This window comes from Alkalicoccus halolimnae, assembly GCF_008014775.2.
GTDB lineage: Bacteria > Bacillota > Bacilli > Bacillales > Salisediminibacteriaceae > Alkalicoccus > Alkalicoccus halolimnae.
This window is the reverse complement of sequence record NZ_CP144914.1, coordinates 1,418,542-1,437,986: the sequence shown is the minus strand read 5'-3', so window position 1 is coordinate 1,437,986 and position 19,445 is coordinate 1,418,542. Positions and strand designations below refer to the sequence as shown.

22 protein-coding genes are annotated in these 19,445 nt (G+C 43.4%); 9 read left to right on the top strand and 13 right to left on the bottom strand.

Annotated elements, in window-relative coordinates:
• The first annotated feature begins 14 nt into the window (after positions 1-14).
• Positions 15-200 carry a YhzD family protein gene (locus FTX54_RS06435; protein WP_147803046.1) on the top strand — a complete coding sequence of 62 codons (186 nt, stop codon included), beginning with the start codon at positions 15-17 and terminating at the stop codon, positions 198-200.
• Positions 201-211: 11 nt separating this feature from the next.
• On the opposite strand, the gene FTX54_RS06430 is transcribed toward FTX54_RS06435, so the two are convergent.
• The 3 genes from FTX54_RS06430 to FTX54_RS06420 all read right to left on the bottom strand — a co-directional run bounded on the left by FTX54_RS06430 (position 212) and on the right by FTX54_RS06420 (position 2,453).
• A complete protein-coding gene (locus FTX54_RS06430) occupies positions 212-649 on the bottom strand; it encodes a PaaI family thioesterase (RefSeq protein WP_147803143.1) in 438 nt (145 codons plus the stop codon).
• Positions 650-855: 206 nt separating this feature from the next.
• Positions 856-1,215: a YlbF family regulator gene (locus FTX54_RS06425; RefSeq protein ID WP_147803047.1), complete on the bottom strand. Its 360-nt coding sequence runs from the start codon at positions 1,213-1,215 to the stop codon at positions 856-858.
• A gap of 98 nt (positions 1,216-1,313) precedes the next feature.
• Positions 1,314-2,453: a DUF445 domain-containing protein gene (locus tag FTX54_RS06420; RefSeq protein ID WP_147803048.1), complete on the bottom strand. Its 1,140-nt coding sequence runs from the start codon at positions 2,451-2,453 to the stop codon at positions 1,314-1,316.
• 786 nt (positions 2,454-3,239) lie between these two features.
• Here FTX54_RS06420 and FTX54_RS06415 point away from each other — a divergent pair.
• The 4 genes from FTX54_RS06415 (at position 3,240) to FTX54_RS06400 (ending at position 6,481) form a co-directional block, all read left to right on the top strand.
• Entirely contained in the window at positions 3,240-3,446 is a 207-nt protein-coding gene (locus FTX54_RS06415) for a DUF5342 family protein (protein ID WP_147803049.1), read from the top strand.
• A gap of 22 nt (positions 3,447-3,468) precedes the next feature.
• Positions 3,469-4,314, top strand: coding sequence for a PucR family transcriptional regulator (locus tag FTX54_RS06410; protein ID WP_147803050.1), 846 nt, complete (start codon positions 3,469-3,471; stop codon positions 4,312-4,314).
• Positions 4,315-4,623: 309 nt separating this feature from the next.
• Positions 4,624-5,715: an ABC transporter ATP-binding protein gene (locus FTX54_RS06405; protein WP_147803051.1), complete on the top strand. Its 1,092-nt coding sequence runs from the start codon at positions 4,624-4,626 to the stop codon at positions 5,713-5,715.
• Between the two features lie 127 nt (positions 5,716-5,842).
• Positions 5,843-6,481 (top strand): 3'-5' exonuclease, encoded by a 639-nt coding sequence (locus FTX54_RS06400; RefSeq protein ID WP_187254481.1) that lies wholly within the window; start codon positions 5,843-5,845, stop codon positions 6,479-6,481.
• Positions 6,482-6,611: 130 nt separating this feature from the next.
• Here FTX54_RS06400 and FTX54_RS06395 read toward each other — a convergent pair whose 3' ends face one another.
• The 9 genes from FTX54_RS06395 to FTX54_RS06355 all read right to left on the bottom strand — a co-directional run bounded on the left by FTX54_RS06395 (position 6,612) and on the right by FTX54_RS06355 (position 14,812).
• Positions 6,612-7,256, bottom strand: coding sequence for a CoA transferase subunit B (locus FTX54_RS06395; RefSeq protein ID WP_147803053.1), 645 nt, complete (start codon positions 7,254-7,256; stop codon positions 6,612-6,614).
• Between the two features lie 13 nt (positions 7,257-7,269).
• A complete protein-coding gene (locus tag FTX54_RS06390; RefSeq protein ID WP_147803054.1) occupies positions 7,270-7,962 on the bottom strand; it encodes a CoA transferase subunit A in 693 nt (230 codons plus the stop codon).
• Between the two features lie 14 nt (positions 7,963-7,976).
• Entirely contained in the window at positions 7,977-9,500 is a 1,524-nt protein-coding gene (locus tag FTX54_RS06385; protein ID WP_147803144.1) for an acyl-CoA carboxylase subunit beta, read from the bottom strand.
• 20 nt (positions 9,501-9,520) lie between these two features.
• Positions 9,521-10,291 carry an enoyl-CoA hydratase-related protein gene (locus FTX54_RS06380; protein WP_147803055.1) on the bottom strand — a complete coding sequence of 257 codons (771 nt, stop codon included), beginning with the start codon at positions 10,289-10,291 and terminating at the stop codon, positions 9,521-9,523.
• Positions 10,288-11,199, bottom strand: coding sequence for a hydroxymethylglutaryl-CoA lyase (locus FTX54_RS06375; RefSeq protein ID WP_147803056.1), 912 nt, complete (start codon positions 11,197-11,199; stop codon positions 10,288-10,290). The genes FTX54_RS06380 and FTX54_RS06375 overlap by 4 nt, the downstream gene beginning before the upstream one ends.
• 15 nt (positions 11,200-11,214) lie before the next feature.
• A complete protein-coding gene (locus FTX54_RS06370) occupies positions 11,215-11,427 on the bottom strand; it encodes an acetyl-CoA carboxylase biotin carboxyl carrier protein subunit (protein WP_147803057.1) in 213 nt (70 codons plus the stop codon).
• A gap of 13 nt (positions 11,428-11,440) precedes the next feature.
• Positions 11,441-12,775, bottom strand: a complete 1,335-nt coding sequence (locus FTX54_RS06365; RefSeq protein WP_147803058.1) for an acetyl-CoA carboxylase biotin carboxylase subunit — start codon at positions 12,773-12,775, stop codon at positions 11,441-11,443.
• Positions 12,776-12,793: 18 nt separating this feature from the next.
• The gene (locus tag FTX54_RS06360; RefSeq protein ID WP_147803059.1) at positions 12,794-13,945 is read right to left on the bottom strand and encodes an acyl-CoA dehydrogenase family protein; all 1,152 of its coding nucleotides are present in this window, start codon (positions 13,943-13,945) and stop codon (positions 12,794-12,796) included.
• 144 nt (positions 13,946-14,089) lie between these two features.
• Positions 14,090-14,812, bottom strand: a complete 723-nt coding sequence (locus tag FTX54_RS06355; protein WP_147803060.1) for a sulfite exporter TauE/SafE family protein — start codon at positions 14,810-14,812, stop codon at positions 14,090-14,092.
• A 184-nt stretch (positions 14,813-14,996) separates the two neighbouring features.
• Between FTX54_RS06355 and FTX54_RS06350 the strand changes: the two genes are divergently transcribed.
• A complete protein-coding gene (locus FTX54_RS06350; protein ID WP_147803061.1) occupies positions 14,997-15,635 on the top strand; it encodes an NAD(P)-dependent oxidoreductase in 639 nt (212 codons plus the stop codon).
• 419 nt (positions 15,636-16,054) lie between these two features.
• Here FTX54_RS06350 and FTX54_RS06345 read toward each other — a convergent pair whose 3' ends face one another.
• The gene (locus tag FTX54_RS06345) at positions 16,055-16,627 is read right to left on the bottom strand and encodes a response regulator transcription factor (protein ID WP_147803062.1); all 573 of its coding nucleotides are present in this window, start codon (positions 16,625-16,627) and stop codon (positions 16,055-16,057) included.
• A 163-nt stretch (positions 16,628-16,790) separates the two neighbouring features.
• Here FTX54_RS06345 and FTX54_RS06340 point away from each other — a divergent pair, with 163 nt between their 5' ends.
• The 3 genes from FTX54_RS06340 to cydS are packed head-to-tail and all read left to right on the top strand — an operon-like array spanning position 16,791 to position 19,381.
• On the top strand, positions 16,791-18,134 hold the full coding sequence (locus tag FTX54_RS06340) for a cytochrome ubiquinol oxidase subunit I (protein WP_147803145.1): 1,344 nt from the start codon (positions 16,791-16,793) through the stop codon (positions 18,132-18,134).
• Between the two features lie 32 nt (positions 18,135-18,166).
• Positions 18,167-19,180 (top strand): cytochrome d ubiquinol oxidase subunit II, encoded by a 1,014-nt coding sequence (locus FTX54_RS06335; protein ID WP_147803063.1) that lies wholly within the window; start codon positions 18,167-18,169, stop codon positions 19,178-19,180.
• 18 nt (positions 19,181-19,198) lie between these two features.
• Complete coding sequence (gene cydS, locus FTX54_RS06330; RefSeq protein WP_147803064.1) at positions 19,199-19,381, top strand: cytochrome bd oxidase small subunit CydS; 183 nt, start codon at positions 19,199-19,201, stop codon at positions 19,379-19,381.
• Positions 19,382-19,445: the final 64 nt, after the last annotated feature.

Here is a 19,445-nt window from a genome sequence, read left to right as displayed (position 1 = left end):
AGGAGGAATAATACATGAACACTTACTATTTAACAGCATACAGTAAAGCCGGTGAACACCTGCTCAATGAATCTCTTCAAGCTGCTTCTGATGAAGAAGCCAAAAAAACAGCACTCCAAAAACTTGAAGAAGCAGAACTGAAAGAGGTTCCGAGCAGGCTTGTAAAATCCTCCGGTGGACTTTTACATTTCCACCCTTAAAAAGAAGCTGCTCAGCTTCCTTCCTGAAGTGTATAAAATGTTCCGCTAATTTTACTGAGTAATTCACCTTTGTCATTTTCAATAGTACATTCTACGTACTGGACTCCTTTTCCTTTTTTTAGAAAATAAGCACGTGCGTGCAGGCTGCCGCTTTTAGCTGTACGCAGAAACTGGGTTTTTAATTCCAGCGATACCGAAGGACGTTCATTAAAAGCAGCGCACAGGTGACCCATACACGTATCTGCAATATATGTAATGACCCCTCCATGTATGAACCCTACTGGATTATACATAAGTTCTGATACAGGAGCCTGCAGACGTACCTCCTCTGCTTCGACGTCATAGTCAAATGAAAAGTCGAACAGGGAATATAAAAATACATCCGGAGAACCATCATGGTGAGTCTCCACGGCTCTTTCCACTTTTTCTTTCCATTCTTCTCTAGTCAAATTAAAACACCTCTCCATTTTTACTGCTCTGAAAGCTCCTCAAATGACCGGCTCAATAAAAACTCCGTTCCCTGTCATCAGGTAGAAACTTTAAAACATATCAGCTTTTAACCACGCCTGTTTTATAAGTTTACCACGAAAACGTGTTCGCTAAAATCACGAAAAAAAGTCCCGGAAGGTTTTCCCTCCGGGACTTTTAAAATTTATCAGCCTTCCTGGTTCTCTTCCACACCGTAAAGTGCTTCTAGCGGCTCAGTGATAATTTTATTAATTTCGCTTACAAGCTGGCTCATCTTCTGCTCTTCTTCCATAAGCTTCATGATCTGCTCGTGCTGCTGAACAACTTCAAATTGTTTCTGAGCCTGTTGTACTTCTTCCTCAGAAATCTGTTCGCCCTGCATCTGCTTCTGTTGAAGCTCCATCTGCAGCTGACGGAAATTATCAAGCATTTTTTTTGCTACTTCGTCATTGTTCACTTCTTCGTGAAGCTGTTTAAGGTTAGTGAATTCTTCACTTTCCTGAAGTTCCTGTGCTAGTTCCTGTGCCTTATCGAATGGGTTGGCCATGAATAAATCCTCCTTGATTTTCTTTCCACGCTCTCAATAGAGGCGCTTTTTAGCAGTTCCGTTCGACTGTAACACAAATGAAGAACGATTGCATCCCATTACCATATGAAAAGTAAAATTACACCCTGAATTAATCCTACCAGCGCTCCGATAGCGGCGCCAAGAAAAGCTATCATTTTTAATTCCCGTTTTGCAATAATGATCAGCATCTCTTCCAGCCTGGCAAGAGGAAACGTATTGACTTCTCTGGACACGAGATCACGGATTCCAATTTGGCGCATAATCGTTTTCATATATTTCGATAAAATCATTAAAGCAGATCCCATTACAGAAGGAACAACGGTTTTATTTAAAAATTCTTCGTATTTGCCGCTCCATGCAGAAAGCGGCAGGTTCCATTCCCCCACAACCGGAGTTCGCCCAATAACAGTCAACGTTAATTTTTCTATCTGCTCGTTAAGTTTTTCTTCTGAAATGTACTCGTCAGGAGAGGTTTTAAGAATTTCCTGCCATTCTTTATAAAGAAGATTTTCCAAAAGTCTTGTAGTGTTATCATCATGAAGAAAGCGGACCAGTTCCCTTGATATCATTTCCGCAGCGGAAAACCGGTGGGAAAGTTTTCCTAAAAAAGAGGAAACATTACCTTTTGACTGAAGGTACTCCGACAGCATGAAATCGATCTGTTTTTTTCCTTCTTCTGAAGCAACATACTCCGAACCTTTAGCAGTTATTTGATCAACAAGTTTCGGTATCTGCTTTTCTGCCGCTTCGCTCCACCCTTCCGGCACCCATTCTTCGAAAGGACGATGTTTATATTCTTCAAAAAGTTCGGTCAGCTTTGCCGTAAACCCTTTTTCCACGTTTGTCCTTATCGTATGAAGCTGGTCTTTTCTGCCGAGATGATGCTCCATCCATTCATCAAGTGTTCTGTCATCTGCTAAAAGATCTTTCACTCCAAGCTTCAGCCTGTTTTCAATATCTTCAAACAACGGTCCTTCCGAGAGCTTTTCCTTCATGCCTTCCGGAGTTACGAGATGTTCTTCTACTAACTTTCCCAGGTTATCCGCAATTTCTCCACGTCTTTTCGGAATCAGCCCCGGAGTAAAGGGCAGTTTCATTTTGCCGATATACCATGGTTTATATGGACGAAACAGCATGCGGATAGCAACGACATTCGTCCCGCCTCCGATAACTGCCCCTATTAAAATTATGATGATGAGCATTCCTATGTCTCCCATTAAGCACCTCCCTGCACAGCATATCGCTATTATAACTTACCTCCTCCCCTCAATCCAACAGTAGCAGGCTTTTCTCATCATAACGTTCGTGATAAGATAATAACGCCTTCTTTTCCGGCTCCGGCGAATTTGAAAGTGTCCTTTCGCCATCTTCCCCTGCCGTCATAATTAAATACGAACGTATGAATAGAGTTTTTAAAAATAGGCTACCTTGAAAATAATGTAGATAAGCGATAAACGGACGCTTTCGTTTCCATGCGGACGCTTTCCGGGCGGGCGGGCCGGCCTCAGCTAATCCCTTCCTCCCTGCGGTCGGGAGGATCTTCCCGCTTTCTTTTTCCGCAGGCGTCTTGAAAAATCACCTTGGCACTGGCTTTTACCTTAGTACCTTCTTGATTCAACCAGCGGGCTTTATGTATTGGGAAATCAAAACGAAGCGGAAACGTGCCCGTGGAAGAAGGAGATTGGAAGATCCTGCAGGGCGTAAGCCTGAGGAAGCTGGAAATCTCCTCCACGGCAAGCCTGCCGGGTTGAAGCGAAGTTTTCTTATATATCAACAACAGGCTTGGCTCTTACGCAAATAAAGGGAACTTGACTTTCCGACTTAAGATTACAAAAGGTAACTTCACTTTAAAAGCTGGTGGTCCAGGCTTAAACAAAAGAAGTTTTAAGGGTGAAATTATCTTTTTTGTCAGATATAGTTTATTTTCACCAAACGTGCGTAAGAACCACAGGCTTTAACAGAGATATTTTTAAAGTAACCAGTCTTTTAAAGGAGGAATTAGTTTGATTCAACATTTTCAATGGAAAGAAAGCCCGCCGTTCGGATGGACATTTTCCTTTTACTATAAGCAAACACGAGTGAAGGGAACATATCAGAAAGATGGAGTTATTAAATGGCACCAGCCTGAACAGCTTTCCGGGGACGACCGCCTGTTTCTCGAAACTTCCGTCCACGATTTGATGTTATATCACGTATATGAAGATCATTAAGAACAGGAGGAAAACCTGAAGTATGGAAAAATCTCTCACGATAAAATACGGAGACATAGAAAAGGACTTAACGGGAAAAGAGCTTACAGAGCAGGAACGACAGATAATTGAAAATTTGTTCCATTCTTCTGAGGACTCTCACCTTCACCACCCGTCCGATCAGCTTCTATATGATCTGCTTATAAACGAAAAAGAGATTCCACAAACCGAATGGAGCCGGCCGCTGACCTTTCCTGTACGCTTCATCTACGTCTTATTCAATAAAGTGATAGAAGACCGGAAAGAGTTCGCTGAAGCAATGCAGGCGCTGTTTCCAGGGAGCCATACTTTTCTTTGGAGGACTCAAAAAGAAGGTTTTCTAATCCAGGAAGTTGATGAACAGTTTGAAGCTGAGGTTGAGATCTCCTCAATCATCGATACCCTTGCTGCTGATTTCTTCACCAGACCGACGATTTTTATTGGTTCCTTTATCCAGCATGCAGCAGAAATGAAACACCATACGGATTGGGAAAGCCGTCTATTTCACGATACGGCAAACGCCTTCCCTAAAAAACATCTGTTTTTGGAACAGGAATTGAGTCTTTTTTATTTATTAAGTCGTTTTTCCCGTAATAGTCTCGATGATATCAGCCGGATCATAGCACCGGTTAAAGAAGATCACGTCCTGCTCGAGTCTATTCTCTGCTACCTGGAGGCAAATATGAATACGACACTCGCTGCGAAAAAAATGTATATGCACCGCAATACGATGCAGTACAGAGTTGATAAATTTATTGAAAAAACTTCTGTCGACATTAAACAGTTTCCTAACGCTGTTGCCGTTTACTTAATGCTTCTGGCACACCCTTCCCTGTATAAAGAAGACTAAATAGTTTCCTCATACACGTACTGTCAGGAAGGCAGCCCGATGAACACAGCAGAACAATCCCGCTCTCCTGCAAAAGCCTTCCTGCGCAGGCGGGCCATCCCCCCTCGGCTGAGCAGCTTCAAAACTGATAAAGATTCAGTATGTTAATTTTTATATTGAACTTCTTTCAAAACACTTATTTGTAATCGCTTGCATACTGCACAACGAAACCGGCTTTTTTTTGTGCATCGTGACAATAGCAATGTAACCCCTTACAAAGTACACTGAAATCAGTTCAGAAATTGAGTGAAAATTAGGAGGAATCATAATATGGCAGATATAACTTTTAAAAACCTTTACAAAATTTATGACGGAGATGTTCAGGCAGTTACTGATTTCAATCTCGAAATCGCGGACAAAGAATTTATCGTTTTCGTCGGCCCGTCCGGCTGTGGTAAATCGACCACTCTGCGGATGGTAGCAGGACTCGAAGATATTTCAAAAGGAGACCTCTACATAGGCGAAGACCGCGTGAACGATGTAGCTCCTAAAGACCGCGATATTGCGATGGTTTTCCAGAACTATGCCCTTTATCCTCATATGAATGTGTATGAAAACATGGCATTCGGACTTAAGCTTCGTAAATTCCCGAAAAATGAAATTGAAGAGCGCGTACGTAATGCAGCCGAAATTCTAGGCCTTACAGAAATGCTCGACCGTAAACCGAAAGCAATGTCCGGTGGTCAACGTCAGCGTGTCGCTCTTGGTCGTGCCATCGTACGTAACCCTAAAGTGTTCCTTATGGATGAGCCGCTTTCCAACCTGGATGCCAAACTGCGTGTGGCCATGCGTGCAGAAATTATTAAACTGCACCACCGTCTGCAGACTACAACTGTCTATGTAACTCACGACCAGACGGAAGCAATGACAATGGCTTCACGCATCGTTGTTATGAAGGATGGAATCGTACAGCAGGTCGGTGCACCAAAAGACATTTACGATTATCCTGACAATATCTTTGTAGGCGGATTCATCGGCTCGCCGGCAATGAACTTTCTTCATGGAAAATTAAACGGCAATAATTTCGAATTAAACGAGCATACGGTGCAGATTCCAGCCGGTAAGATGAAAATGCTGGAAGGCTACGATCAAAAGGATCTCATTCTTGGCATTCGTCCAGAAGATCTTCACGATGAGCCGGTCTTCCTAGATGCTTCTGAGAACACTAAATTCACAGCAGAAATTGACGTTGCCGAGCTTATGGGAGCGGAGTCCTACCTCTACTCCAAGGTTGGTGATCAGAGCTTTATCGCCCGTGTAGATTCCCGTACAGACGTGGACAGCGGGACAAAAATTGATCTCGCATTCGATATGAACAAATCTCACTTTTTCGATCCGGAAACCGAGCAGCGTATCCGCTAACCCCCTATATTTGGTTCTATAAATTTGTTTCCCCCTTTTCAGCCGCCGGCATACAGCCGGCGGCCTTTTCTTTTTTCAGGAATTTTGCTATTATACAGGAAACATATGTTTGCGGGAGGTGCTGTACGTGAATTTTACTGCCATAGATTTTGAGACAGCTTCCAGTGAAAAAGGGAGCGCCTGCGCTGTCGGACTTGTTAGAGTGGATAACAGTGAAGTAAAAGAAGAAGTATACAGTCTTATTAAGCCGGCTTCTCCATACTTCGATCCAGCCTGTGTGCGCGTTCACGGACTGACGTGGGAAGACGTGCGCACAGCTCCTACCTTTGCTGACCTGTGGCCGCAGTTAAAACCTCTCCTTTCCGGCCGGTTGATTCTTGCCCATAATGCCAGTTTTGATCTGAAGGTACTTAAATCTGCTTTGGATGCCTACGACCTTCCTTATCCGGAAGCCTCATATAACTGTACTGTTCAGATTGCTAAAAAAACCTGGCCTGAATTTTATAATTATAAGCTTTCTACAATTGCTTACGAACTTGACATTTCTTTTAAACACCATCACGCACTGGAAGATGCTCAGGCAGCCGCAGAAATTATGCTTCGCGCGGAAGAGATTCATAATGCTTTTGATGAAGCAACCTTTCTCAAACGTCTCAGAATGTCGAATGGTTCTCTATTTCCAGGCCTGTCTACGACCCCGGGAGCAAATCAGAAAAGAAAAAAACTGGCTCTTTCAGCAGAATCCGAAAAAAAAGAAGCCTTTTAGAAAAGGCTTCTTTTTTTTCGGATTCTGCTGGTTCAAGTGGGAACTTTCCATTCCGGTCTTTCCGGATGCCGGCATTCTTTTACCTTCTTCTCCCGGAAAATAGCGCAGATTCGAAACGGTTCAAAAAGTTTTAGTTCTGCATTAGTTCCGGGCCGGTAGCCTGCTGAATTTGCTCAAAGGTGGATCCATCGAGAATTTCCTGAAGAAGAAGTCCCTTATTAGTTACATCAATAACAGCCCGGTCCGTAATAATCCGATTGACGACGTTTTTCCCTGTTAAAGGAAGACTGCACTCTTTCACAATTTTCGGAGTACCGTCACGGCTGACGTGGTCCATTATAATAATAACTTTTTTAGCTCCGTGAACAAGGTCCATAGCGCCTCCCATCCCCTTGATCATCTTGCCTGGAATCATCCAGTTCGCAAGATCTCCATTTTCAGCTACTTCCATCGCTCCGAGAATGGCTACATCAATATGGCCTCCGCGGATCATGGCGAAAGATTCTGCACTGCTGAAGTAGGCAGCGCCTTTTGCAGTTGTTACTGTCTCTTTCCCGGCGTTAATTAAGTCGGCATCCAGTTCTTCTTCGGTAGGATACGGACCAATACCGAGGAGACCGTTTTCAGACTGAAGCATTACCTGCTTATCCTCTGAGAGGTGGTTTGCGACCATCGTCGGCATGCCGATACCAAGATTCACGTAATCACCATCCTGAATCTCTTTCTCTGCTCTTCTGGCGATTTTCTCCCTCATCGCTTTTCGGTCTGCTGCCATGCTTATTCCTCCTTTATGCTTCCTTAACTGTTCTTCTTTCTATACGGTTTTCCTGATCTGCCTGAATCATCCGGTTTACATAAATACCGGGAGTGTGGATATGATGAGGGTCCAGACTTCCTGCCTCTTCAAGGTTTTCTACTTCTGCGATAGTAATTTTTCCTGCCGCAGCTATCATCGGATTAAAATTCTGAGCAGTTTTTCGATATATTAAATTTCCATACGTATCTCCGGTGTGAGCCCGTACAATACTGACGTCCCCGGTGATTGCCTTCTCAAGCACGTATTCTTTTCCGTCAAATTCCCTCACTTCTTTTCCTTCTGCTATTTTCGTTCCCACGCCTGCGGGAGTATAGAAAGCAGGAATACCTGCCCCTCCAGCACGAAGCCTTTCAGCGAGAGTACCTTGAGGTACCAGCTCAACATCAAGCTCTCCGTTTATCACCTGTCGTTCAAATTCTTTATTTTCCCCTACGTAGGAAGCGTAAATTTTATCAATCTGCTTTTTTTCCAGGAGAAGACCGAGACCCCAGTCATCCACCCCACAGTTATTGGATACGATAGTTAAATTTTTTGTGCCTTTTTTAACCAGAGCCTGAATTACTGTTTCCGGAATTCCGCATAAGCCAAATCCGCCGACGAGCAGTGTTGCGCCGTCTTCAATACCATCAATAATTTCATCTGCTGAAGAATAAATTTGTTTCATTGTTCCACCTCCGATTAAACTGGATATACAGGATGCTTTCTATGAGAAAAAATCACGTCTTTATTTTCGTAAAGGTCATAGCGGTCAACCAGAGCTTCGCGAAGCTCTCCCGCAGGTATGACATCATCAACAATCATCTCGGAAGCCAGCCTGTAAATATCAATGTTTTCCTGATATTCTTTACGCTTTTCTGCAATAAAGGCCGGCCGTTCAGATTCCGGAAGCTCAGCAATTTTATTGGCATACACAGCGTTTACCGCTGCTTCCGGCCCCATTACAGCTATTTGAGCAGATGGCAGGGCGATACAGCTGTCCGGTTCGAAAGCTGGGCCTCCCATTGCATAAAGACCTGCACCGTAAGCTTTTCGAACAATTACTGATATTTTTGGAACCGTAGCTGAGGACATTGCTGCCACCATTTTCGCACCGTGACGGATAATCCCGGCCCGCTCCACTTTCGTACCAATCATAAAACCAGGCACATCTACAAGAAAGAGAATTGGAATATCAAAAGCATCACACAGCGTTATAAAACGGGCTGCTTTATCGGCGGAATCATGGAACAGCACGCCGCCTTTCTGCTTCGGCTGATTAGCAATAATTCCAATCGTACGACCATCCATCCGAGCAAATCCAGTGACCAGCTCTTTAGCAAAAAGTGCTTTAATTTCGAAAAAAGAATCTTCATCAATAATTCCTTCGATGAATTTATGCATATCAAACGGCATATTCTGATTATCTGGAATCATTTTTTCGAGATCTGTCTCAACAGGAGGTCTGGAATCATGACGTTTCTGTTCTGCCTCATAATGTTCAGGCATATAAGTAAAATAGCTGCGGGCTTTGGCAAGAGCTTCCGTTTCATCTTTTACGAGTACGTCACCGCATCCGGAAACAGAACAGTGCATGCGTGCCCCGCCCATTTCCTCCAGACTCACTTTTTCACCAATAACCATTTCAGCCATTCTTGGAGATCCTAAGTACATGGATGCGTTTCCTTCTACCATGATGACAATGTCACAGAAAGAAGGAATATAGGCGCCGCCTGCCGCCGAGGGACCAAAAAGGAGGCAGATCTGAGGAACCATGCCGGACAATTTCACCTGATTGTGAAAAATGCGGCCTGCACCTCTTCGGCCCGGAAACATCTCCACCTGATCGGTAATTCTTGCTCCTGCACTGTCCACCAGGTAAAACATCGGTGCTTTAAGTTTAGCGGCTGTCTCCTGAATGCGAACGATTTTTTCCACCGTTTTCGCGCCCCAGGAGCCTGCCTTCACTGTTGAATCGTTAGCCATTACGCAGACCGTGCGTCCATCCACTTTACCGATTGCTGTAATTACTCCGTCTGCAGGGAGGCCTGTCGCTTCTGCATTGGCGAACTTACCATCTTCTGTCCATTTTCCCTCATCGAAAAGTTTGGAAAGTCGATCCCTTACGTACATTTTGCCTTTCTGAGCGTTAGCTTCATGATACTTGGGGAGGCCTCCGCGTTCGATTTCTTCTACGCGTTCTTCCCACGATTTGTCGAGCTTCATCATAATACAGCACCTGCCTTTTATAGTCCCCGGAAAACCGGCTTTCGTTTTTCTTTGAATGCCTGCAGTCCTTCTAAACGGTCTTCTGTCGCTATCGTCTTTTTGTATTCTTTTCTTTCTGCTTCCAGTGCTTCTTCTAATGGAAGCTGCAGGCCTTTATTCACTGCTGCTTTAGCATATTTATTAGCAAGCGGAGCTCGGGAAGCGACCGCTTCTGCAAGAGAAGAAGCCTCTTTTTGCAGCTGACCCGCAGGAACCGTTTTTAAAAGCAGCCCGGCCTTTTCCGCTTCGCAGGCATCGTATTTTCTGCCCGCAAGGATCATTTCTTTTGCTCTTTGTTCTCCTATTAATCTTGGTAGACGCTGGGTACCACCTGCTCCAGGAATGATTCCAAGACCTGTTTCTGCCAGAGCAAATACTGCTCCTTCCTGAGCTATTCGAAAATCACAGGCTAATGCAAGTTCAAGCCCTCCTCCAATGGCTGAACCATTTAAGGAGCAGATAACAGGCTGAGGCATGGAGTAAACGGTTTCTACAAAGCTGCGTATAGCCTGCACGGCTTCCCAGACTTCCTCCTGCTTCATTTCGGCTCTTTCTTTTAAATCTGCCCCTGCACAGAAAACTTTTTCGCCGCTTCCGGTAATCACGACAGCTTTGATCTCACTGTTCTCACGCCAGTTCTGGAGCACAGTCCCCGCTTCAGCAAGCAGCTGCCTGGAAAGCGCGTTTGCAGCCTCGGGACGGTCCAGCGTTAAAACAGCTGTTCCTTCAGCAATATTTGTTTTAATCACGCGCCATCCCCCTCTTCTTGGGAAAGTTTCAGCTGATAGCTCGGAAGTTCATTTCCAACATAAGGCTCGATATATTTTGCAGCATTAATAAGACCTTTCAGACTTACACCTGTTTCGATACCAAGAGACTCCATTAAATACTGAACATCTTCTGTAGCTACATTTCCGGTTGCTCCTTTAGCATAGGGGCATCCTCCGAGTCCGCCCGTAGCTCCGTCAAAAACCTGAATATTTTCTTCGAGACCGGCCATAATATTTGCCTGGGCAAGTCCCCGTGTATTATGCAGATGCAGAGCGAGTTTTCCTGTAGGGATAGTTGTTTTTAACTGTCTGACTACCTGCTTAACCTGCAGTGGGTTGGCTACTCCTATCGTATCTCCGAGCGACAATTCATCAATTCCCATGTCGAGAAGTGCGTGGCTGACACGTTCCACCTGTCCTATCGATACATGCCCTTCAAATGGGCAGCCGAAAACAGCTGACACATAGCCCCGCGCTGTTTTCCCTTCCTGTTTAGCCGTCGATACTACTTCTTTCAGGACTGAGAGAGTTTCATCGATCGATTTGTTCACATTTCTTCGGTTATGAGCCTCACTTGCAGAAATGAAAATACCTATTTCATCAACATCGGCCCTTAGCGCCCGCTCCAGCCCCTTTTCGTTAGGCACAAGTGCAGCATATGTCACATCATCCTCCCGCTTTAAATAACGGAAAACATCATCTGCATCAGCGAGGGCGGGTATCCATTTCGGTGAAACAAATGAACTGACTTCGATATACTTCAGGCCTGCTTCAACAAGTTTATCGATCCATGCTATTTTCTTTTCTGTTGAAATAATAGAGGACTCATTTTGAAGACCATCTCTTGGCCCTACTTCCTTAAGCATGACCTGCTTAGGAATACTCACAGCAACCCCTCCCTATTAGTCAAGTTTTACTATGACTTCCTCTTCGTTTACGAAGCTGCCTTCTTCTACAAGAATTTCTGAAACCGTTCCTCCTGTTTCTGCTTCAATTGGGATTTCCATTTTCATCGATTCTAAAATAACTACTTCATCCCCTGGAGAAATTTCATCTCCAACTTTTACATTTATTTTCCATACGTTTCCTGCCATTGTTGTCATGATTGATGCCATAGTAAGTGCCTCCTTATAATGTCTGCATGAGAAAGTGGGTAGATACTTCTCCATTTTGAAATCGAACGTCTTTTAATACTTCGATCAGCATTGGAATGTTTGTTTTAATTCCGGTTACTTCTGCTTCTTCCAGTACGTAGATTAATTTCTTAATTACATCTTCTCTCTTTTCACCGCTTACAATAACTTTTCCGATCATCGGATCATAGTAAGGAGTAATGGTGTCCCCTGAAGTAAATCCGGAATCGTACCGGACTCCCTGTACTTCCGGGAAAGACCAGGCTGTTATTTTTCCGGGAGAAGGAAAAAATGTTTTTGGATCCTCTGCATAAAGACGTACTTCCAAAGAACAATTTTCAGCTTTCCCGGTCACAGGAAGCTCAGAGATACGCTCTCCTTCTGCAAGCAGAATCTGCCATTCCACCAGATCGATACCAGTTGTTTCCTCCGTTACCGGATGTTCCACCTGGAGCCTTGTATTCATTTCAAGGAAATATACGTTTTCCGCTTCATCTACAAGGAATTCTACAGTTCCTACATTCGTATAGTTAAGAGCTCCTGCTGCTTTTTCAGCTGCTTTCTTTAGAGCTTCCTCTCCCGCTTCGGAAAAGTTCGGAGGCGGGGCTTCTTCTACGACTTTTTGATGACGTCTTTGGATAGAGCAGTCGCGTGTGCCAATTGCCCGAATTTCCCCGTGCACATCTCCGGCGATCTGAGCTTCTATATGGCGGGGTTCTTCAATATACTTTTCGAGAAAAAGCGCAGCAGATCCAAAAAAAGTTTCTGCTTTTTTTATGACAGAAGATACCGCTTTCATTAAAGCTGCTTCGTTTTCCACCTTCTGCATGCCAATTCCTCCACCGCCGGCAGCGGCTTTAACCATCAGGGGATAACCAATGTCCCGGGCTGCGCTTACAACCTGTGCTTCTTCTGTTGATGCCAGTTCCACTCCTGGAACGACGGGAACTCCAGCTTGTATCATCAGCTGACGGGCTTCGATTTTATCCCCCATTTTTTCGATAATATGCTCTTCGGGACCGATGAATAAAATTCCTTCCTCTTTTACCCTCGCAGCAAATTCAGCATTTTCTGATAACAAACCATAGCCGGGGTGCACAGCATCTGCCCCTGTATCTTTTGCTGCCTGAAGAACGTGGTCTATATTCAAATAACTTTCTTTTACCCTGGAACCTCCGATTGCTGCCGCTTCGTCTGCCATCTTCACGTGCATGCTGGAAGCGTCCGCTTCTGAATAGACAGCTACGCTGATAATATTTAATCTTTTACATGTACGGATAATTCTGCAGGCTATTTCTCCACGGTTTGCAATAAGTAACTTTTTAACCATTTTTTCAGCTCCTTAAAATTATTTCGATGGACAGCCGATTTCTCTTGCGATGACGAGACGCTGGATTTCTGAAGTGCCTTCCCCAATTTCCATTAATTTGGCATCGCGGAGAAATCTTTCAATTTTATATTCCCGCATGTAGCCGTAGCCTCCATGGATCTGCAGAGATTGATTGCAGGCTCTCGTTGCCGCTTCAGATGCAAACAATTTAGCCATGGCTGCCTCTTTTTTGAACGGCTTGTTATTGTCTTTAAGCCATGCAGCTTTAACAATCATATTTTTAGCAAGTTCAAGTTCCATCGCCATATCAGAGAGCTTGAATTGAATAGCCTGAAAACTGCCTATGTTTTTACCGAACTGTTTCCTTTCCTGACTGTAATGAAGAGCCGCTTCATATGCAGCACGCCCAATTCCGAGCGCAAGAGCAGCAATAGAAATTCTCCCCCCGTCAAGCGTGTACAAAAACTGGTGGAATCCTTTCTCTGGATCCCCCAGAATATTCTCTTCCGGCACTTCAACATCCTCCAGAATAAGCTCTGTTGTATTGGAGCCTTTTACCCCCATTTTTTCATACTCCGCCCGGATTGTTAGTCCCGGAGCATCGGTAGGGACAATAAATGCAGAGATTTTTTTCCGTCCCCGCTCATCCTCTCCTGTTACAGCGGTAACAGTAACCGTTCTTGCGTACGAAGCGTTGGTAATCCAGCACTTTTCTCCGTTAATTACATATTTGTCTCCCTGTTTAACTGCTTTTGTACGAGTACCTCCTGCATCGGATCCGGCATTAGGTTCCGTTAACCCAAATGAAGCAAGACTCTGGCCGCTTGCAAGAGGTACGAGGTGCTCCTGCTTCTGAGCTTCTGTTCCAAAATGATAAATTGGAGAAGCTCCCAATGAGACGGCCGCTGCGTAACTCAATCCTGTACTTCCGCATGCTTTCCCGATTTCTTCAACTGCAAGAATGTAGGAAAGTGTATCCCCGCCCGATCCGCCATACTCTTCAGGAAATGGTATTCCCATTAAACCAAGATCCCCCATTTTTTTAAATATTTCATCAGGGAATCTCTCCTCTTTATCGATTGCTTCTGCTTTAGGAGCAATTTCTTTTTCGGCAAAGTCGCGGACCATTTCCTGTATCATGCGCTGTTCTTTCGTTAATGAAAAATCCATTTTATACCTTCTCCTCTCTATTATGTAAGGGCTTACATGAAACTTCAAAAAACAAACGGAAACTGACTGAGCATTCGTTCAGGTTGTTACCGCTGACATTATGATTATATAAGAAATTTTTGGTAATGTAAATAAAAATATACACTACCAAAAAGTTAATACATCCAGAATTCCCCACAAGACCATAAGCACTCCTGCACCCTTCTGGACCACTCCGCCGATCTTTCTTCCCGTTTTTACGGCTTGTCCTCCAAGTTCCAGATACCAGATGACGAAAATAACCAATAAAAACGGAAGCGAGGTGCCAACCGCAAATACAGCCGGAAGCGCAGCTCCTGAAGAAGAAGTTACGGCCACCGGTAGTAAAAGGACAAAAAAGAGCAGAAACATTGTAGGACAGAATCCTAATGAAAAACTGAATCCAAGCAGGAAAGCTCCCCACTTCCCCCTTTTTTTCTGTTTGTGCTTCCAAAGTGGTATTAAAAAGCGAAGTGTAAATACTCCCATCATGTACAGTCCGATCACTATGAGAAGCGGGCCGAGAAGCATTCTGAAAGGTTCAAAAAAGATTGGCAGCTGGCGCTGAAATTCCTGTCCCAATAAAACTACGATCAATCCCAGTCCACTGAAGGCTGTAATTTTACCGAGTACATAAAAAATTGTCTCGCTCCATGAGATGCCTTTCCTTAAAGAATTCGTCCCATAGAGCGTAATTGCACTTACATTTCCTGACAGCTGGCAGGGAGCAAGCGCCCCTACTATGCCTAATAAAAAAGCAAAAAGCAGCGGGATCGATTCTGTCTGACGGGCTGCATTCATAAACGGTTCTCGAATTATTTGTGACAAGGAGTCAATCGTTTCAAACATAGCTTCCTCCATTTCTGCTGCTTTGGAATAGATTTTGGTTTTCTGCCCTCTTTTTTAAAGTCTGCCTTGAAAATAAAGCGAAGAAGGTTAGCTTATCCCCCTTCAGTCCGGTTACCGGGTACAAGGTTAAGACAGCTTTGTTTAGGGAAGATATCACTGTATATTATAATAAGGAGGGTGTAACATGAAAATCGCGCTGTTTGGATCTACCGGAAGAGTAGGCAGGATTTTTACTGAACGGGCTTTGGCTGAAGGCCATCATATAACAGCACTAATTAGAAATCAAAAAAATCTGCCTCTTTCCATACAAAATGACCGTAATTTTACCTTCATTACCGGGGACGCAAAAAACGAGGAAGACATAAAGAAAATTATTCATGATGATACTGATTTAGTATTCAGTGCCCTGTCCACGGATAAAACAGATACATTAAGTAAAGGTGTGCCTTTGATAATTAAAGAAATGAAAAAGAAAAATATAACAAGACTTGTGACAATTGGAACCGCTGGAATACTTCAGGCCCGCTCCCAGCCTGAAACTCTTCGTTATAAAGCAAAAGAATCAAAACGAAAAATGACCGCTGCTGCTGAAGAACATGAAGCTGTTTATTCCTTACTTGAAAAATCAGGATTAGAATGGACCATATTCTGTCCTACCTATCTGCCGGAAGGTCCCGCAGGAGGAGAAATAGCAAGTGAGATAGACTACCTGCCCGAAGAAGGCACACAAATATCCACTGGAAACACTGCTTTTTTTGCTTATGAGAACTTATTAAACAAGGCTTTTTACCGAAAACGCGTAGGGATTGTTGAAAAAGGATAACTTCCTTTTTAAGAAAACGGAGCTTATGATCGCTGGAAATAGATAGCTGCTGTTTAAATAAAAGTATCGAAAACATCCCAAAAAGAGAATTTATTTATGCTCTGAAGCGGCCCATTACCGGAGGCCGCTTTTTTTATTTGCCTACCTTGAAAGTAAAGTAGATAAGCGATGAACGGGCGCTTTCGTTTCCATGGGGACGCAGGACCGGCCTCAGCTGATTCCGTCCTCCCTGTGGTCGGGCGGAATGAATCTTCGACTCGTCCTTCACATCGCCCCGGAGTCGCCCCATCTCAACTCCAGCTTATGGTAAAAAGATAGAGAAGTATCTGCGATCTAATAAAGAAAATCCCTTCTTGAAAATCATTCATACCACCTTTCTAGATGGGAAATTCCATTTCTGTAAAATGGCATTTTCTCATTCACAGAAATCCGAGAATTTTTCCTTTTTCTATCCAGTCCCTCTTGGAATGCAATTGCAGCTTTTTAGCTATGTTTCTGCGATGATTCTCAATGGTTTTTTCAGATATATTTAGAAAGCCCGCAGATTCTCTTACAGAATATCCCTGTATTTTAAGACGATAAACTTCCTCTTCCCTCCTTGTAAGTGTCTCTGTTTCTTCGTTGATTAAAGAGGGGGACTGCTGCATTTTTTCTCCGCGGATAATTCTGTCCAGGTTTTTCATCCAGTCATCCAGAGGCAGCTTTTCAAAAATAACGGCGTCTGCCCCGGCACTGTTTTCACACACCGGATCATCACAAATTAAAGTCGTGATAGTCTTTTCTTCCACCGAATTCAGCAGCGATTTGATACTGATTGCTCCGGGAAGTGCTTCTTGAATAATGAGTAAATCAAAGGAATATCGACGGAGGTTTTTTAATACCTCTTCTCCATTCTTTGCTGTTACAATATATTCAACCGGTCTTAGATCTTTAATTAATTGAATTAATCCATACGTTGTAAGTTCATGTTCCATTCCAATAAGCACTTTCATATTTAAACCTCCCTGCACAATAGGTGCATGTTCAATATTTGCTCACAAATTCACATAATATAGGGGTTATCCCCTATAAACGTAAGTGCTGATATTTATTATTATACCGTTAGTGTACTTTTGCGACTACATTTATCAATAAAATTGAGGGGGAGAATATATGCTGTTCGATAATGATCCGGTCCTCTTGAGCAGAATATTAACTTATTTAACGCTGGGCTTTCATGCGATCTTTGCTACTATTGGTGTTGGAATACCTATGATGATTGCTATAGCTGAATGGATGGGAATGAAAAGAAAAGATCCTCATTACACTCTGCTTGCAAGACGCTGGGCGCGAGGATTTGTTATTACTGTCGCTATTGGGGTTGTCACCGGTACAGCTATCGGCCTTCAGCTCAGTCTGCTGTGGCCGAACTTCATGCAGGCAGCCGGCCATACGATAGGTCTGCCGATGTTTATGGAGACATTTGCCTTTTTCTTTGAAGCGATTTTCCTCGGTATTTACCTTTACACGTGGGATCGGTTTAAAACTAAAATGAAGCATTTCCTGCTGTTAATTCCTATTGTTATAGGAGCTACGGCGAGCGCTTTCTTTATTACAACAGTGAATGCTTTTATGAACGTCCCACAGGGCTTTGAAATCGTAGATGGAATCGTAACAAACGTTAATCCAATTGAAGCCATGTTTAATCCTGCTACACCTACTAAAATATCCCATGTTATTATTATCTGCTATTTGACGTCAGCTTTCGTACTGGCAACAATTGCAGCTGTAAAAATATTAAAAGGAAATAAATCCGTCTATCACCGGAAAGCTCTGCATATGACGATGGTGGCGGCGGCTGTATTTGCCGTAGGCACCGCTGTTATTGGTGACCTGTCAGGTAAATACCTTCACGAATATCAGCCTGAAAAACTCGCTGCTGCAGAGTGGCACTTTGAAACTGAAAGAGGTGCCCCGCTTATTCTCGGCGGCTACCTGACAGAAGATAATGAAGTGAAATATGCACTGGAGCTTCCATATGCTTTAAGTATTTTGTCCGGATTTTCACCGGATACGGAAGTTGTAGGGCTGAATGAATTTGAGGACGATGTTCTGCCGCCTCTTTTTATTCATTACTTTTTTGATACGATGGTCTTTATAGGCATGTACCTTGCCTTCGTCAGCACGCTTTTTGTATTTCTCAATTGGACGAAGAAGTGGAACGCTTTTAATAAGCCTCTGCTTATGATGATTGCTGCAGGAGGACCACTTTCCATACTTGCTATGGAATCAGGATGGATCTTTACTGAAGTCGGTCGACAGCCTTGGATTTTAAACGGAATTATGAGGACTTCTGAAGGAGCCACGAGCTCCGAGCATGTCGGTTTAATGCTCATTCTTTTCGCTTTGCTGTACACAGTACTGGGCGTCACCTGTGCGGGCGTTCTCCGCAAAATGTTTAGAAGTAACCCGGTCGAAAGAGAAATGTACAAGCGGGGGATTAATAACTATGAAGTTTAATAATTTATTTATTCCTGGGAAGGAGTGCCACAATGACGTATGAAGTAGTAGGTATCACAGTTTTATGGCTGTTTTTATACGGTTATCTGATTGTCGCTTCTGTTGATTTCGGAGCCGGTTTCTTCAGCTATTACTCGAAGCGTAAAAACAAGGAAAGCGTCATCCATTCGATTATTCAGCGTTACCTTTCTCCTGTATGGGAAGTTACAAACGTATTTCTCGTCTTTTTCTTTATCGGAATTGTCGGTTTCTTTCCTGATACGGCCTATTATTATGGAACTGCCCTTTTGATACCCGGGAGTGTAGCTATTATTCTCCTCGCTATAAGGGGATCCTACTATGCTTTTGCAACTTATGGTGCAAAGGAAAGCAATTTTTACAGCTTTCTTTATGGTGCAACAGGGCTTTTAATTCCTGCTTCTCTGACAACTGTTTTGACAATTTCAGAAGGAGGATATATATCCGTTGATGATGGGAATGTAAGTTTATTATATGGAGAATTATTCAGCAGTCTGTATTCCTGGGGAGTCGTTATTCTGGCAGTCGTAAGTGTACTCTTTATATCCGCAGCCTTTTTAACTTATTATGCCGCCAGGGCAAAAGACAACGAAGCTTTTTCTCTGCTGCGCAAGTACGCACTCACATGGGCCTTCCCTTCTATTATCATGGGAATCATTGTCTTCGCACTGCTTGAACAGCGGAATCCTGAACATTTTGCCAGTATGCTGGAATATTGGTGGATGTTTGGCATTTCTTTTATGGCTTTCCTGACCGCAGCATGGCTTATTTGGAAAAAGAAAAATCTCGGCATCGCTTTTATTATGGTAATGATACAATATTTCGCAGCATTTTTTGCTTACGGTGCTTCCCATCTTCCTTATCTGCTTTATCCGCACTTAACAATTTATGACGGATTTACGAATGAGGCAATGGCTGCGGCTCTTATCATTGCTTTTATAGCAGGGTTGTTTCTGCTTATTCCTTCCTTATATCTGCTGATGCGGCTGTTTCTGTTTGACGCTGAATACGTAGAAGGACGCCGTTAAATTGAAGGAGGTTATTACATGGGTATGACAGAATTTTTGATTTTCGCAGCTCCTCTGATCGTTCTTGTCATATGTGTTGTTCTAGTTTTTGTATGGGGAGCTAAAGCAGGCCCCCCTGCATTTATTGAAAACACAGAACAGGCAGAATATAAGAACAGTGCTAACGAAGAAAAATATACAAACGAAAAAAATGATCTATAAAAAAAATCAAGCGGATGCCTGGGAATGAGCATCCGCTTGATTTTTTTATTTTTTTATAATGTAA